Origin of the sequence: Azospirillum brasilense, assembly GCF_008365405.1 — a bacterium.
Taxonomy (GTDB): domain Bacteria; phylum Pseudomonadota; class Alphaproteobacteria; order Azospirillales; family Azospirillaceae; genus Azospirillum; species Azospirillum brasilense_D.
In genome coordinates, this window is record NZ_QOKV01000022.1 from 1 (window position 1) to 15,181 (window position 15,181).

At 70.3% G+C, this 15,181-nt stretch carries 11 protein-coding genes; 4 read left to right on the forward strand and 7 right to left on the reverse strand.

Annotated features, from left to right (window positions below):
- From DS837_RS25480 to DS837_RS25515, 7 genes are all read right to left on the reverse strand, one after another.
- A partial coding sequence (locus DS837_RS25480; protein WP_149167301.1) for an electron transfer flavoprotein subunit beta/FixA family protein occupies positions 1-461 on the reverse strand: 461 nt, incomplete at its 3' end.
- Positions 462-492: 31 nt separating this feature from the next.
- Positions 493-1,962: an FAD-binding oxidoreductase gene (locus tag DS837_RS25485; RefSeq protein ID WP_149167302.1), complete on the reverse strand. Its 1,470-nt coding sequence runs from the start codon at positions 1,960-1,962 to the stop codon at positions 493-495.
- 29 nt (positions 1,963-1,991) lie between these two features.
- The gene (locus tag DS837_RS25490) at positions 1,992-3,446 is read right to left on the reverse strand and encodes an aldehyde dehydrogenase family protein (protein ID WP_149167303.1); all 1,455 of its coding nucleotides are present in this window, start codon (positions 3,444-3,446) and stop codon (positions 1,992-1,994) included.
- 151 nt (positions 3,447-3,597) lie between these two features.
- The gene (locus DS837_RS25500; protein ID WP_149167304.1) at positions 3,598-4,581 is read right to left on the reverse strand and encodes a ketopantoate reductase family protein; all 984 of its coding nucleotides are present in this window, start codon (positions 4,579-4,581) and stop codon (positions 3,598-3,600) included.
- Between the two features lie 31 nt (positions 4,582-4,612).
- Positions 4,613-6,403, reverse strand: coding sequence for a TRAP transporter large permease (locus DS837_RS25505; RefSeq protein WP_345772129.1), 1,791 nt, complete (start codon positions 6,401-6,403; stop codon positions 4,613-4,615).
- Positions 6,404-6,572: 169 nt separating this feature from the next.
- Positions 6,573-7,220: a TRAP transporter small permease subunit gene (locus DS837_RS25510; protein WP_247890132.1), complete on the reverse strand. Its 648-nt coding sequence runs from the start codon at positions 7,218-7,220 to the stop codon at positions 6,573-6,575.
- 103 nt (positions 7,221-7,323) lie between these two features.
- The gene (locus DS837_RS25515) at positions 7,324-8,409 is read right to left on the reverse strand and encodes a TRAP transporter substrate-binding protein (RefSeq protein ID WP_145626188.1); all 1,086 of its coding nucleotides are present in this window, start codon (positions 8,407-8,409) and stop codon (positions 7,324-7,326) included.
- A gap of 373 nt (positions 8,410-8,782) precedes the next feature.
- Here DS837_RS25515 and DS837_RS25520 point away from each other — a divergent pair, with 373 nt between their 5' ends.
- The 4 genes from DS837_RS25520 to DS837_RS25535 all read left to right on the forward strand — a co-directional run bounded on the left by DS837_RS25520 (position 8,783) and on the right by DS837_RS25535 (position 15,151).
- Positions 8,783-11,461: a 2-oxoglutarate dehydrogenase E1 component gene (locus tag DS837_RS25520; RefSeq protein ID WP_149167306.1), complete on the forward strand. Its 2,679-nt coding sequence runs from the start codon at positions 8,783-8,785 to the stop codon at positions 11,459-11,461.
- Between the two features lie 42 nt (positions 11,462-11,503).
- On the forward strand, positions 11,504-13,192 hold the full coding sequence (locus tag DS837_RS25525) for an acyl-CoA dehydrogenase family protein (RefSeq protein ID WP_149167307.1): 1,689 nt from the start codon (positions 11,504-11,506) through the stop codon (positions 13,190-13,192).
- Positions 13,193-13,304: 112 nt separating this feature from the next.
- Positions 13,305-14,264 (forward strand): LysR family transcriptional regulator, encoded by a 960-nt coding sequence (locus DS837_RS25530; protein ID WP_014199620.1) that lies wholly within the window; start codon positions 13,305-13,307, stop codon positions 14,262-14,264.
- 134 nt (positions 14,265-14,398) lie between these two features.
- On the forward strand, positions 14,399-15,151 hold the full coding sequence (locus tag DS837_RS25535; RefSeq protein WP_040137916.1) for a glucose 1-dehydrogenase: 753 nt from the start codon (positions 14,399-14,401) through the stop codon (positions 15,149-15,151).
- Positions 15,152-15,181 lie beyond the last annotated feature (30 nt).

The window sequence follows — 15,181 nt, forward strand, 5'->3', positions numbered from 1 at the left end:
GTGACCGAGCCCTCGCCGGGCACGACCTTGGAGGCGAAGGTGCCCTGCGGCCAGCCCAGCAAGGCGGCGAGCATCTGGCCGGTCTGGTTGCAGTCGTCGTCGATCGCCTGCTTGCCCAGGATGACCAAAGTCGGGCCTTCCTTGTCGACCAGCGCCTTGAGCACCTTGGCGACGGCCAGCGGCTGCGTCTCGGCGTCGGTCTGCACCAGGATGCCGCGATCGGCGCCCATGGCGAGCGCGGTGCGCAGCGTCTCCTGCGCCGCCGTCGGGCCGACGGTGACCACGATGACCTCGGTCGCCTTGCCGGCTTCCTTGAGGCGGACGGCCTCCTCGACAGCGATCTCGTCGAAGGGGTTCATGCTCATCTTCACGTTGGCGGTCTCAACGCCGGAACCGTCCGCCTTGACGCGGATCTTGACGTTGTAATCGACCACCCGCTTGACCGGGACGAGGATCTTCATCGGAAACGGTCCTTATATGGCCGGGCGGCCCTCAGGCGCGCAGGATCTTGCCCGGATTCATGATGTTGTGCGGATCGAAGGCGCGCTTCAGCGTCGCCATCATGTCCAGCTCGACCGGGGACTTGTAGCGCGGCATCTCGTCGATGCGCAGCCGCCCGATGCCGTGCTCGGCCGAGATCGAACCGCCGAGATCGACGACGATGTCGTGGACGATGGCGTTGACCGTCGCCAGCTTCGCCTTCCATTCGGCCGGGTCGCCGCCCTCCGCCTGGATCGGGTTGAAATGAATGTTGCCGTCGCCGAGATGGCCGAAGGCGAAGGGGCGGATGCCCGGGCATTCCCGCTCCAGCGCCGCGTTGGCGCGGTCGAGGAAGCGCGCCACGCGGGAGATCGGCACCGACACGTCGTGCTTGAAGGACACGCCCTCGCGCTTCTGGCCCTCCGGGATGCCTTCGCGGATGCGCCACAGCGAATCGGCCTGCGCCTTGGAGGCGGCGACGACGCCGTCCAGCACCTCGCCGGCCTCCATCCCCGCCTCCAGGATGCCTTCCAGCATCTCGGCCAGACGGTTGCCGCCGTCCTGGTCGGCCAGCTCGACCAGCACGTACCAGGGGTAGCGGTCGCGCAGCGGGTCGGGCACGTCCGGCACGTGGCGGCGGGCCACGTCGATGCAGTCGCGCTGGATCAGCTCGAAGGTGATGATGCGGTCGCCGGCCACACCCTTGGCGCGGGTCAGCAGATCGACGGCGTCGCTGGGCGCCGACACCGCGACCAGCGCCGTGGCGGTGGCGCGCGGCAGCGGCGACAGCTTCAGCACCGCGGCGGTGACGATGCCGAGCGTGCCCTCCGACCCGATGAAGATCTGCTTCATGTCGTAGCCGGCGTTGTCCTTGCGCAGCCCGCGCAGGCCGTCCCAGATCCGCCCGTCGGGCAGCACCACCTCCAGCCCGGCGACGAGGTTGCGCATGTTGCCGTAGCGCACGACCTGCACGCCGCCCGCGTTGGTGGCGATGTTGCCGCCGATCTGGCAGGAGCCTTCGGCGGCGAGGCTCATCGGGAACAGCCGGCCGATGTCGCGCGCCGCGTTCTGGATGTTGGCGAGGATGCAGCCGGCTTCCACCGTCATCGTGTCGTTGTCGATGTCGATCTCGCGGATGCGGTTCAGCCGGTTGGTCGAGAGGACGATCTCCGTCCCGTCGGCGTGCGGCTGGCTGGCCCCGGTCAGGCCGGTGTTGCCACCCTGGGGCACGATGGGGGTGCGCGTCTCCGCGCAGATGCGCACGACGGCGGCCAGCGCCTCGGTGCTGTCGGGCAGCACCACGGCGGGGGAGCGGCCGACCCAGCCGTCGCGCCAGGATTCCATGAAGGGCTGCATGGTGCCGGGATCGGTGATCAGCCCGCGGTCGCCGACGATGGCGTGGATGGGAGCGAGCACGGCCGTCGCGAAGTCCGGCCGCCCGGCGGTCAGGGTGTGGTTGGACCCCGAAATGTCTTTGGACAAGGAGACTCTCCCTGGGCTTCGGTTCGGCGTCACAGCGCGCGGTAGGCCGTCTTGATGATGGTGTAGAACTCGATGGCGGAGCGTCCCTGCTCGCGCGGGCCGTAGCTCGACATCTTCCGGCCGCCGAAGGGGACGTGGTAGTCGACGCCGGCCGTCGGCAGGTTCAGCATGGTCATGCCGGCCTGGATGTTGGCCTGGAAGTGGCGGGCGTGCTTCATCGAGTTGGTGATGATGCCCGACGACAGGCCGTAGTCGGTGTCGTTGGCCACCGCCAGGGCCTCCTCGTAATCCTTGACGCGGATGACGCTGGCGACCGGGCCGAACACCTCCTCCCGGTTGATGGTCATGGCGTTGCTGGTCTCGGTGAACAGGGTCGGGGCGAGGAACCAGCCGCGCGTCGGCCGGTCCAGCCGCCCGCCGCCGGAGGCCAATTGCGCGCCTTCCTTCAGGCCGGTGTCGATGTACTGCAGGTTCTTGGTGAGCTGGAACTCGTCGATGACCGGGCCGATCTGCGTCTCCGGCTGCAGGGCGTGGCCGACGCGCAGCGCCGCCATTCGCTCGGTCATGGCGGCGACGAAGGCGTCGTGGATGGAGTCCTCGACGATGAAGCGGCCGGTGGCAGTGCAGCGCTGGCCGGCGTGGAAATAGGCGCTGTTGACGCCGATCTCGGCGGCGCGCTCCGGGTCGGCGTCGCCCAGCACGACCAGCGGGTTCTGGCCGCCCAGCTCCAGCTGGACGCGGATCATCCGCTCCGCGCAGCGCACGGCGATGCGCCGCCCGGTGTTGACCGACCCGGTGAAGGACACGGCGTCCACCGCGTCGACCACGGCGGCACCGACGTTCGGGCCGGCGCCGATCACCAGATTGAACAGCGCCGCGGGCATGCCGTGGGCTTCCAGCGCCTCCGCAATGAGGCGGGTGACGGCGATCGAGATGCCGGGGGTCTTCTCGGACGGCTTCCAGATCACCGCGTTGCCGAAGGCCAGCGCCGGGGCGATCTTCCACATCGGCGTGGCGACCGGGAAGTTCCACGGCGTGACGAGGCCGATGACGCCGACCGGCTCGCGCGTCACGTCGACCTCGACGCCGGGCCGGACCGAGCCCAGCGTCTCGCCCGGCGCGCGCAGCGCCTCGGCGGCGAAGAAGCGGGCGAGGTGGGCGGCGCGGGTGATCTCGCCCAGCGCGTCGGGGATGGTCTTGCCGCCCTCGGTCGCGGCGATGAGCGCCAGCTCGTCCTTGCGGTCGAACAGCGCGCGGGAGATGGCGTCGAGCACCAGCGAGCGCTGCTCCACCGTGGCGGCGCGCCATTGCGGCTGGGCGGCGCGCGCTGCGGCCACGGCTTCCGTCACGTCGCCGGCGCCGGCCAGCGAGTAGGAGCCGGCCAGTTCGTCGAGGTTCGACGGGTTGAAGATGTCGAGCCGGTCACGGCCCGGACGCCAGGAGCCGGCGATGAAGTTGGTGATGCGATCGGAAGCGGGGGACATGTCGTTTTTCTCCGGGGACGTTCTTTGGTGGCGCCGGTCCTGCCCCCACCCCGACCCTCCCCCGCTGGGCGGGAGAGGGTGCCTTAGGCGAAGCGGCGGCAGTCCCCTTCCCTGCGTGAGCGGGGGAGGGTCGGGGTGGGGGCACGTGCGCTCAGTCGGCGCGCGCCACCCGCTCCTTCAGGGCGGTCAGCGCCCACAGCGTTTCGATGGTCGGCACCGGCACGCCGCGGCGGCGGGCCAGTTCCAGGACGGTGGTCACGATGGGGTCGATCTCCATGCTGCGGCCCGCCTCGAAATCCTGGAGCATCGACGGCTTATGGCCGGGCACGCCGCTGCCCCGGCTCAGCCGCTCGTCGATGTCGTCGGGCAGGGCGACGCCCCAGGCATGTGCGACGTTCAGGCATTCGCGCATCAGCCGGCCCTGGACGGCGGCCATGCCGGGGGCCTGCTCCATGGCGCCCATGGTGGCGCCAGTCAGCACGCTGGTCGGGCCGACCGCCATGTTGAGCATCAGCTTGCTCCACAGCGGCACGCGGATGTCGGCGGGCAGGCGGGCGGTGGCGCCCGCCGCATTGAAGGAATCCGCCAGGGCCGCCAGTTTCTCCGCATGGTCGCCGGGCCGGGGGGCGCCGAAGGCCAGCACGGGCAGGGCGGTGTGGGCGACGACGCCCGGTTCGACGATGCGGGCGGGCAGCACCTCCATCACGCAGGCGGCGACCCGCTCCGGCCCGATGGCCGACCAGATGGCGCCGCCGGGATCGACCACCTCCAGCGGTTCCGGCGTCACGCCGTCGCCGGCGCCGTACAGGTACCACCAGGGAATGCCGTTCTGCGCCGCCACCACCAGCGTGTCCGGCCCGCACAGGGCGGGGAAGGACGCGGCCAGGGCCGGCAGCCCGTGCCCCTTCACCGTGACGATCACCACGTCCTGCGGGCCGAGGTCGGCGGCGGAATCGCTGGCCCGCGGCCGGCTGGTCAGCGTCCCCTTCGGCGTCTGCACGGTCAGCCCGCCGTCGCGGATCGCCGCGAGATGGGCGCCGCGGGCCAGCAGCGACAGCTCGTGCCGGCCCGTGGCGGCGAGATACCCCGCCAGCGCGCCGCCAACGGCCCCGGCTCCTACGACGGCGATGCGCATGTCGCTCTCCCTCTCTCGGTCTTGGTCTCGATCACTTGAATTCCAGCGGCGGCAGGTCGTCGTTCAGGTCGCCGCCGAGGCCCTTGAACTGCTCTTCGATCTGCTTGTCGTCGAGCTTGGTGGCGGTCGACTTGTAGTGCATGACCATCTGCGGGAAGGCGATCACCAGGGCCACCATGACGAGCTGGATGACCACGAAGGGCACCGCACCCCAGTAGATCTGGCTGGTCAGGACGGGGGCCGTCTCCTTCTTGGTGATGCGGTCGATGTAGGGCAGCTTGGGCGCCACCGAGCGCAGGAAGAACAGCGAGAAGCCGAAGGGCGGGTGCATGAAGCTGGTCTGCATGTTCACCGCCAGGATGATGCCGAACCACACCAGATCGATGCCCAGACGATCCGCCGCCGGGGCCAGCAGCGGGATGACGATGAAGGCCAGCTCGAAGAAGTCGAGGAAGAAGGCCAGCAGGAAGACCATCACGCTGACCGCGATCAGGAAGCCCATCTGGCCGCCGGGCAGGGAGACCATCAGCTCCTCGACCCAGATGTGGCCGTTGACGCCGTAGAAGGTCAGCGAGAACACCCGCGCGCCGATCAGGATGAACAGCACGAAGGAGGCCAGCTTGGCCGTCGCGTAGGTCGCCTGCCGCACCATGTCGAAGTTCAGCCGCTTCTTCATGGCCGCCAGCGCCAGCGCACCGACCGCACCCATGGCGCCGCCCTCGGTCGGGGTGGCGAGGCCGACGAAGATGGTGCCCAGCACTAGGAAGATCAGCGCCAGCGGCGGCACCATGACGAAGGTCGCCTGCTCCGCCATGCGGGAGATCAGGCGCTTGCCGGTCGCCCGCTCCACGACCGCCACGGCCAGGGCGTAGAGCGCGCCCGCCGCGATGGAATCGCCGATCAGGGCCAGGGTGGTCCACCCGTTCACCGTCAGCCACGCTGCCCCCGCCGTCAGCGCCGCCGTGGCAATGAATTGCAGGACGAGGCGCTGAGCGCCGAAGCCGCGGTTGAAGGCCGCCGCCAGGAAGGCGACCAGCACCGCCACCGAGAGCAGCAGCACGACGTAGTCGGCGCCGGACTTCACATCGGTGCGGCCCATCACCCAGGTGGCGACCGCGCCCGCGAAGAGGGCCAGCAGGCCGAGCTGCCAGACTCCGCGCGCGCCGTTCGGCTCGCGGTGGGCGATGGCCTCCGGCGGCAGGCCGGGGGCGGCCTTGGGCCAGATCATCGAGACGATGAAGACGTAGCCGGCGTAGAGGCTGGACAGCAGCAGGCCCGGCACGAAGGCGGCCTCGTACATGTCGCCGACCGAGCGGCCGAGCTGGTCGGCCATGACGATCAGCACCAGCGACGGCGGGATGATCTGGGCCAGCGTGCCCGACGCCGCGATCACGCCCGACGCCAGCCGCCGGTCGTAGCCGTAGCGCAGCATGATCGGCAGCGAGATCAGGCCCATCGAGATGACCGACGCGGCCACCACGCCCGTCGTCGCGGCAAGCAGCGCGCCGACGAAGATCACCGCGTAGGCGAGGCCGCCGCGGATCGAGCCGAACAGCTGCCCGATGGTGTCGAGCAGGTCCTCGGCCATGCCGGAGCGCTCCAGCACCAGACCCATGAAGGTGAAGAAGGGCACGGCCAGCAGCACGTCGTTGTTCATCGTGCCGTAGACGCGCTCCGGCAGCGCCTGGAACAGGTCGGGGCGGAACAGACCGATCTCGATGCCGATCAGGCCGAACAGCAGCCCGTTGGCGGCCAGCGCGAAGGCCACCGGATAACCCAGCAGCAGCATGCCGACCAGCGTGGCGAACATGATCGGCGCCATGTTGTGGCCGAACCAGCCGCGCCAGCCGTCCTGTTCGGCGAGCGCCGCGGCGCCGGGCACCGGCAGCACGTAGAGCGCCACGGCGACCACCGCCAGCAGCACCAGGGAGATGACGGACAGCCGGACGGCGCGCGGCGAAAGGGAGGGGGAGGTCGTGCTCATCGCGCGGTCACCGGCTGGAAAGGGTGTCGGGGTGGGAGGTGCGCTCGCGCTCGGCGGCCAGCAACCGTTCCGCCTCGGCCTCGGCCGCCGCCTGATGGCCGCCGGCCCGCTGGTTGGGGTCCTCCAGGTGGCCGGACATGATCGCGGCGCGCTTGGCCAGCTCGGACAGGCCCTGGATGAACAGCACGGTGAAGCCCAGAGGAATCAGCATCTTCGCCGGCCATTGCGGCAGGCCGCCGGCGTTCATCGACTGCTCCTCGATCGCGTAGGAGGCGATGGCGAAGGGCCAGGAGGTGACCATCATCACGAAGCTGAAGGGCAGCAGGAAGGCCAGATGGCCGAACAGGTCGATGGTGTCGCGGGCGCGCTTGCCGAGCTGCGCGTTCACGATGTCGATGCGGATGTGCTCGTCCTCCTTCAGCGTCCAGGGGGAGCAGAGCAGGAACACCGCGGCGAACAGCACCCATTGCAGTTCTAGCCACGAATTCGAGCTGACGTCGAACGTCTTGCGGACGACCGCGTTGACGGCCGACACCAGGATCGCCAGCACGATCAGCCAGGATATCGCCTTGCCCAGCCGCGCGGTGACCGCGTCGACCAGCCGGCAGGCCCCGACCAGGGCCGTCATGAAGGGGGAAGCGTTGGGGGTCGGCATGGTGGGCAGGCCCTCCGGGAAAAGCCGGTCGCGCGGAACGCGACGATGCCATGACCGGGGAGCGGCGGCCCCGCTCCCCGGTCATGGTTGAGGACGTGCCGGATCAGCGCCGGGCGAGGCGGAGGACGGCGCTGTCGTAGGCGTATTCCGACGCCTGGTTCCACAGGTTCGAGTCCGTCTGGAAGCGGCGGTAGCTCTCGTAGAACTTCTTGAAGGTCGGGTTCTTGTCCGACAGCTCGTCGTAAAGCTCCATGGCCGCCTTGTGGCTGGCCTGCAGCACGTCCTGCGGGAAGGCGCGCAGCTTGGCGCCCTTCTCCACCACGCGCTTCAGCGCCGCCGGGTTCAGTACGTCGTAGCGCGCCACGCTGTCGACGTTGGCGAGCGCCGCCGCCGAGGTCAGCGCCGCCTGGTAGTGCTTTGGCAGGCTGTTCCAGCGGTTCGTGTTGATGAAGAAATGCTGGAGCGAGGTGCCGTCCCACCAGCCCGGGTAGTAGTAGTTCGGCGCGATCTTGTAGAGGCCGAGCTTCTCGTCGTCGTAGGGGCCGTTGAACTCGGCGGCGTCGATGGTGCCGCGCTCCAGCGCCGGGTAGATGTCGCCGCCGCTGACCTGCTGCGGCACGACGCCCAGCTTGGACAGGATCTGGCCGCCCAGGCCGGAGATGCGGAACTTCAGCCCCTTCAGGTCCTCCGCGCTCTTGATCTCCTTGCGGAACCAGCCGCCCATCTGGGAGCCGGTGTTGCCGCCGGCGAGCGCCTTCAGGTTGTGGCCGGCGTAGAACTCCTCCAGCAGTTTGCCGCCTTCGCCATGGTAGAACCAGGCGTTCTGCTGGCGGGTGTTCAGGCCGAAGGGCAGGCAGCAGCCGAAGGCGAAGCTCGGGTCCTTGCCGACATAGTAGTAGGAGGCGGTGTGGGCCATCTCCACCGTGTCGTTGCTGGCGGCGTCGAGCGCCTGCAGCGCCGGGACCAGCTCGCCGGCGGCGAAGACCTGGATCTGGAACTTGCCGTCCGTGGCCTCGGCGATGTTCTTCGCCAGCACTTCGGCGCTGCCGTAGAGCACCTCAATGTTCTTCGGGAAGCTGGACACGCAGCGCCAGCGGATCGTCGGCTCCGACTGGGCGATGGCCGGGGCGGCGAGGGTGGAGGCGCCGGCAACGACGGCGGCACCCTTGAAGAATTGACGGCGCTTCATGTGGATCTTCCTCCCGAGATTTTTGTCGCCCGGACGAGGCGATGCCGGTCCGACGCGCTTGGTCCCCGGTGGGTGGCCGGGGAGGGTGTGGTGACCCTGACAGTGGATCAGGCGGCCGCACAGCGGAATGCGTTTCGCCGGCATATCAGCCATAAGCGCGGCAAGCCATCAGCGGAGCGAACGGTTTCATCCGAAACCCGCGGCGAGCCACCGTGAACGGTGCGGGCGCGGACGGTTTGCTATGCCCGCAATGAATATCTGCTACAGGCACGCCACGCGCTCCGCACCGCGCGATGGGTCGATAAGCTGAGGGCAACTGGTCTTCGACCGCCATCAAACCGACGGATGTTCAATCGCATGAACGGTGTGCGCCATGTCTAGGCTGTCCTCTCCGCTCAACGCCGCCGGAGCCGCCTATCTCGAAGCGTTGCAGGAACGTTTCCGCGAGGACCCCGCGTCGGTGGACGTGAGCTGGCGCGCCGTCTTCCAGATCCTGGACGAGCTGGGCGCCGTTCCCGCCGGTGCACCGCCGGGCTGTCCGGCCGGCGATCCGGCGGTTCCGCTGCGGCAGGAGGAGATCCGCCAGCGCGGCCACGCCGCCGCTGCCCTCGATCCCCTAGGCCGCGCCGCTCCATTGGTCGCCGCGTCCGAGGACGGCGGGACCGCGCGCCTGCGCCGGCTCTACCAGGGCACGCTGACGCTGGAGACCGCGCACATCGACGATCCGGCCCTGCGCTCCTGGCTGCGTGACGCCTATGAGGGGGCGGAGACCACTCCGCCCGCCGAGGCGCGCCGCCGCGCGCTGGCGCTGCTGACCGCGGCGGAGGAGTTCGAACGGCTGCTCGGCGTCCGCTACCCGACCAAGAAGCGCTTTGGGGCGGAAGGCATGGAGACGCTGATCCCGCTGCTCGACCGCATCCTCGCGGCGGCGGCGGCGGCGGGCGTCACCGAGGTGCAGGTCGGGACCATGCACCGCGGCCGGCTCAGCCTGATGGCCAACGCGCTGGGCAAGCCGCTGGTCGAGCTGTTCGCCGGCATCAAGGGCATGCACCCCTTCCTGGCCGACCCGCCGGTTCCCGCCGACGTGCCCTATCACATGGGGGTGGAGAGCAACCTCTCGTTCGGCGAGCGGTCGCTGGCCCTGACCCTGTCGCCCAACCCGTCGCATCTGGAGGCGATCAACCCGGTCACGCTGGGCCGCGCGCGGGCGCGCCAGGATCTGGAGAAGGAGCGTGGGGGTGAGGCCAGGCGGGTGCTCTGCGTGCTGCTGCACACCGACGCCAGCGTGATCGGCCAGGGCAGCGTGACGGAGGCGCTGCAACTGTCCGGCGTTCCCGGCTTCACCGTCGCCGGCACCATCCACGTCATCGTCAACAACCAGATCGGCTTCACCACCGAGCGGGAGGAGGCGCGGACCTCGCTCCACTGCACCGGCCTGTGGAAGGCGGTGGACAGCCCCATCCTTCACGTCAACGCCGACGATCCCGACGCCGCCCTGCGCGCCGCCGACCTCGCCGTGGCGTTCCGGCAGGCGCATGGGCGCGACGCAGTGATCGACCTCGTGGGGTACCGCCGCAACGGCCACAACGAGATCGACGAGCCGCGCTTCACCCAGCCGCTCGACTACAAGGCGATCGACGCCCACCCGCCGGCCCGCGCGCTCTACGCGCAGCGGCTGGCCGCCGACGGGCTGGTCGGCCCCGAGGAGGCCGAGGCGTTGGCCGCCGGGCACAAGACCCGCTTCCAGGAGGCGCTGGCCGCGGCCTCCGACCATCGGCCGAACCACGACGGCTTCCCCGGCGGGCGCTGGGCGCCCTTCGCCCCGGCCGGCACGCTTCCCGCCGAACCGGACACCGGCATCGCCGACGACCGGCTGCGCGGGCTGCTGGCGGCGCTGGCCGCCATCCCCGATGGGCTGGCCGTGGACCGTAAGGTGGAGCGCGTCATCCGCCGCCGCGCCGAGGAGCCGCTGGACTGGGCGACCGGCGAGGCGCTGGCCTTCGCCACGCTGCTGGCCGAGGGGACGCCGGTCCGGCTGACCGGGCAGGACGTGGTGCGCGGCGCCTTCTCGCACCGCCATTTCGCGCTGACCGACACCGTCACCGGGCGCCGTCATGTCAGCCTGAATCATCTGGGTGTGGAGCAGGCGCGGTTCGACGTGGTCAACAGCCCGCTGGCGGAATACGCCGTCCTCGGCTTCGAGTACGGCTACAGCCTGGAGCGGCCCGACGCGCTGGTGATCTGGGAGGCGCAGTTCGGCGACTTCGCCAACGGCGCGCAGATCATGATCGACCAGTTCATCGTCAGCGCCGAGGACAAGTGGCGCCAGCCCTCCGGCCTCGTCATCCTGCTGCCGCACGGGCTGGAGGGGCAGGGTCCGGAGCATTCCTCCGCCCGCCCGGAGCGCTTCCTCCAGATGGCGGCGCGCGACAACATCCGCGTCGCCCACCCCTCGACCCCGGCCAACTACTTCCACCTGCTGCGCCGGCAGATGCTGCGCCGCGACCGCAAGCCGCTGGTGGTGCTGAGCCCGAAGACGCTGCTGCGCCTGCCCGCCGCCGTGTCGACCCTGGCCGACTGCGCGCCGGGCACCGCCTTCCAGCCGGTCATCGTCACCGCCGGGGCGCGGGTCGAGCGCATCCTGCTGTGCAGCGGCAAGCTGGCCTACGAGCTGGAGCGCGAACGGGCCGAGCGCGGGCCAGAAACCGGTGCCGACGGTGTGGCGGTGGTCCGGCTGGAAATGCTGTACCCTCTGCCCGACGCCGCGCTCTCGGCGCTGTTCCGCCGGTGGCCGGGCGCGTCCTGCGTCTGGGTCCAGGAGGAGCCGTGCAACCTGGGCGCCTGGACCTATCTGGACCGCCGCCTGGAGGCGCTGCGCGCCGCCGCCGGCTGCGCCGAGCCGCGCGTCGGCTGTGTGGCCCGCGACGAGGCGGCGTCGCCCGCCGGCAGCTTCCACGGCGACCACGAGGCCGATCAGCGCCGGCTGGTGGAGCAGGCCTTCGCCGGGATCGCCGCGTCCCTCCCGCCCCGCGAGACGATCGCGGCGGACTGAGCAAGAACAACACCAAAGCAACACGCACCGAGGAAACGCGCCATGTCGTCCACCCCAACCTCCAACAGCCCGCTGTCGCCGTCCGACCTGCTGACCACCACGGCGGCGGCGCTCGACGCGGTGGCGCGGCTGGCCGAGGCCGCCGAGCGCGGCGTCGCCGCGCTGGTGGCGCCGGACGGGCGCGTCGATGCGACGGCGCTCGACCGCCATCAGGTGGCGGCGCACGGCTTCGCCTGGGTGGCGACCTACGCCGAGGCGCTGCGCCAGATGCAGGGCTGGGCGGAGCGGCTGGACCGGGCGGGCCGGCTGGGCGAGCTGGAGGCGTGCATGCTCCAGGCCGCCTTCGGCGAGTATCTGGCCCAGCTCGACGGCGGTCTGGCGATGAGCCAGGGCGAGATCGTCCGCCCCGCCGATTTCGGGCTGGACGAGGCGGAGCGCGCCGCCTTCCGCACCGACGCGGTGCGCCGGCTGATCGCCGCCGGCAACGCTTCCACCCTGCGGCTGCGCATCGCCGAGCTGCTGGCCGATGCGCTGCACGGGGGCGGCTTCGGCGAGGCGGCGTTGGAGGACGAGGCGCTCGACATGGTGCGCGAGCAGTTCCGCCGCTTCGTCGCCGACGTGGTGGAGCCGCACGCCCACGAATGGCACCTGAAGGACGAGCTGATCCCGATGCCGGTCGTCGAGCGGATGGCCGAGATGGGCGTCTTCGGCCTGACCGTGCCGGAGGAGGACGGCGGGCTCGGCATGGGCAAGCTCGCCATGTGCGTGGTGACGGAGGAGCTGTCGCGCGGCTACATCGGCGTCGGCTCGCTGGGCACCCGCGCGGAGATCGCCGCCGAGCTGATCCGCCTGGGCGGCACCGCCGAGCAGCGGGCGCGCTGGCTGCCGCGCCTCGCGTCCGGCGAGATCCTGCCGACCGCCGTCTTCACCGAGCCCAACACCGGCTCCGACCTGGGCAGCCTGCGCACCCGCGCCGTGCTGGACGGCGACACCTACCGCGTCACCGGGGCGAAGACCTGGATCACCCACGGCAGCCGCTCGGACCTGATGACGCTGCTGGTGCGCACCGATCCGGACGCCCCCGGCTACCGCGGCCTGTCGATGCTGCTGGCCGAGAAGCCGCGCGGCACCGAGGCGGACCCCTTCCCGGCCGAGGGCATGAGCGGCGGCGAGATCCCGGTGCTCGGCTATCGCGGCATGAAGGAGTACGAGATCGGCTTCGACGGCTTTGCCGTTCCGCGCGAAAACCTGCTGGGCGGCGTCGAGGGCCAGGGCTTCAAGCAGCTGATGGCGACCTTCGAATCCGCCCGCGTGCAGACCGCCGCCCGCGCCGTCGGCGTGGCGCAGAACGCGATGGAGCTTGGCCTGCGCTACGCCCAGGAGCGCGTCCAGTTCGGCCGCCCGCTCGCCGCCTTCCCGCGGGTCGCCGGCAAGATCGCCTGGATGGCCGTGGAGACGATGATCGCCCGCCAGCTCACCTACTTCGCCGCGCGTGAGAAGGACAGCGACCGCCGCTGCGACATCGAGGCCGGCATGGCCAAGCTGCTGGCGGCGCGCGTCGCCTGGTCGAACGCCGACAACGCGGTGCAGATCCACGGCGGCAACGGCTACGCGGTCGAGTATCCGATCAGCCGTGTGCTGTGCGACGCCCGCATTCTGAATATTTTCGAAGGGGCGGCGGAAATCCAGGCCCAGGTTGTGGCGCGCGGCCTGCTCACCCGGCGCAATTGATCGCGAGACACCGCGGAGGGCCGGGCAGGACTGACCTGTCCGGACTCCGCTTGTGTCATACCGGCGTATTCGCTATCCGACCCGGAGACCGAACGACGAGACCTGTCCCGCGATGGAACTTCTGGAACTGCGCTACTTTGTTCAGGTGGCCGACCTTGGCAGCTTTTCCAAGGCGTCGGTCAAGCTTGGCATCACCCAGCCGGCGCTCAGCCGGCAGGTCCAGAAGCTGGAGCACGAGCTGCGCACCAGCCTGTTCTACCGCCATGGCCGCGGCGTCTCGCTGACCCAGCAGGGGCGCAAGCTCTATGACGTGGTGCGCCATCTGCTGGGCGCGCTGTCGGAGATCAAGGAGGAGATCCAGGACCAGTCGGAACGGCTGACCGGTTCGGTCACGCTGGGCCTTCCCCCGTCGATCTGCGCCACGCTGGGGGCGCCGCTGGCCCGCCGCTTCCACGAGAACTACCCCGACGCCACGCTGCGCATCCACGAGGTGTTCAGCGGCACGCTGCTGGAATGGGTCGAGGGCGGGCGGCTCGATCTCGCCGTGCTCTACGACGCCCGGCGCGGGCGCAGCATGTTGTCCTCGCCGCTGCTCGTCGAAAATCTGCTGCTCGTCCAGCCCGCCAAGGACGCGGTGGCCGGCGACGACGGGCCGGTCGAGGTGGAGACGCTGGGCGGCCTGCGCTTCGTGCTGCCGGGACTGGAGAACGGCCTGCGCCGGGTGGTCGACGCCGCGGTGCGGCGGGCCGACATCGACCTGCAGGTCGACATGGAGATCGATTCCGTCACCGCCATCAAGCAGCTGGTGGAGGAGGGCATGGGCTCGACCATCCTGCCCTTCGGCGCCGTCCATCGCGAGGTGCGCCAGGGCCGGCTGATCGCGCGCGAAATCAGCTCGAAGGACATGCACGCCATGCTCGTCACCGCGACGCCGCTGCACCAGCCGGTGTCGAAGGCGACGCGCGCCCTGCTGCGGCTGATCCACGCCGAGGTGGCGAAATGCGTCGCCAACGGCGTGCTGAAGGGCAAGGTCGTCGCTCCGGGCAGCGCCGGGGAGAACAGCGCCCCCTGACCCGCTGTGCATGACGTGATGCTCATGACCGGCTGTGCGGGCTGATAGCAGCTATGACGGATGGTCCATAGCACGGCCGGTGCGGCGCGGATAGCCTCCCCATCACCACATAATCCCTTGGGGAGGAAACAAGAATGACGAAGCGTCTGGACGGCAAGGTCGCCCTGATCACCGGTGCGGCGCAGGGGCTGGGCCTCGCGATGGCCGAGACCTTCGTGCGCGAGGGCGGCCGCGTGGCGGTCGTGGACATCAACGGCGACGCCGCCAAGGCGGTCGCGGAGCGTCTGGGCGAGTCCGCCATCGGCATCGCCGCCAACGTGACCAAGATGGCTGACGTCGAGATGACCATCGCCGCCACCGTCGAAAAGTTCGGACGGCTGGACATTCTGGTCAACAACGCCGGCTCCACCCACGCCAACGGCCCGTTCGAGAACGTGACGGAGGAGGAGTTCGACCGCGTCTTCGCGCTGAACGTCAAGTCGATCTACCTCTATTCCAAGGCGGTCGTCGCGACCATGCGGGCGCAGAAGTCCGGCGTGATCCTGAACCTCGGCTCCACCGCCGGCCTGCGGCCGCGTCCGGGCTTGGTCTGGTACAACGCGACCAAGGGTGCCGTGCACAACATCACCAAGTCGCTGGCGCTGGAACTGGCGCCCGACAACATCCGCGTCTGCGCGCTCGCCCCGGTCGCCACCGAGACGCCGCTGCTCGCCACCTTCATGGGCGGCGACACCCCGGAGAAGCGCGCGCGCATGATGGGCATCGTGCCGCTGGGCCGCCTGGGCCAGCCGACCGACGTCGCCAACGCCGCCCTCTACCTCGCGTCGGACGAGGCGGCCTTCCTGACCGGCGTGGTGCTGGAAATCGACGGCGGGCGTTGCGTTTAAGGATCGTTAGCCCCCACCCCGGCCCTCCCC

Excerpts from the sequence above, each read along its gene's own strand:
- DS837_RS25490 (WP_149167303.1), bottom strand. The coding sequence starts at position 3,446 with ATGTCCCCCGCTTCCGATCGCATCACCAACTTCATCGCCGGCTCCTGG.
- DS837_RS25500 (WP_149167304.1), bottom strand. The coding sequence starts at position 4,581 with ATGCGCATCGCCGTCGTAGGAGCCGGGGCCGTTGGCGGCGCGCTGGCG.
- DS837_RS25505 (WP_345772129.1), bottom strand. The coding sequence starts at position 6,403 with ATGGCGCCGATCATGTTCGCCACGCTGGTCGGCATGCTGCTGCTGGGT.
- DS837_RS25510 (WP_247890132.1), bottom strand. The coding sequence starts at position 7,220 with ATGCCGACCCCCAACGCTTCCCCCTTCATGACGGCCCTGGTCGGGGCC.
- DS837_RS25515 (WP_145626188.1), bottom strand. The coding sequence starts at position 8,409 with ATGAAGCGCCGTCAATTCTTCAAGGGTGCCGCCGTCGTTGCCGGCGCC.
- DS837_RS25520 (WP_149167306.1), top strand. The coding sequence starts at position 8,783 with ATGTCTAGGCTGTCCTCTCCGCTCAACGCCGCCGGAGCCGCCTATCTC.
- DS837_RS25525 (WP_149167307.1), top strand. The coding sequence starts at position 11,504 with ATGTCGTCCACCCCAACCTCCAACAGCCCGCTGTCGCCGTCCGACCTG.
- DS837_RS25530 (WP_014199620.1), top strand. The coding sequence starts at position 13,305 with ATGGAACTTCTGGAACTGCGCTACTTTGTTCAGGTGGCCGACCTTGGC.
- DS837_RS25535 (WP_040137916.1), top strand. The coding sequence starts at position 14,399 with ATGACGAAGCGTCTGGACGGCAAGGTCGCCCTGATCACCGGTGCGGCG.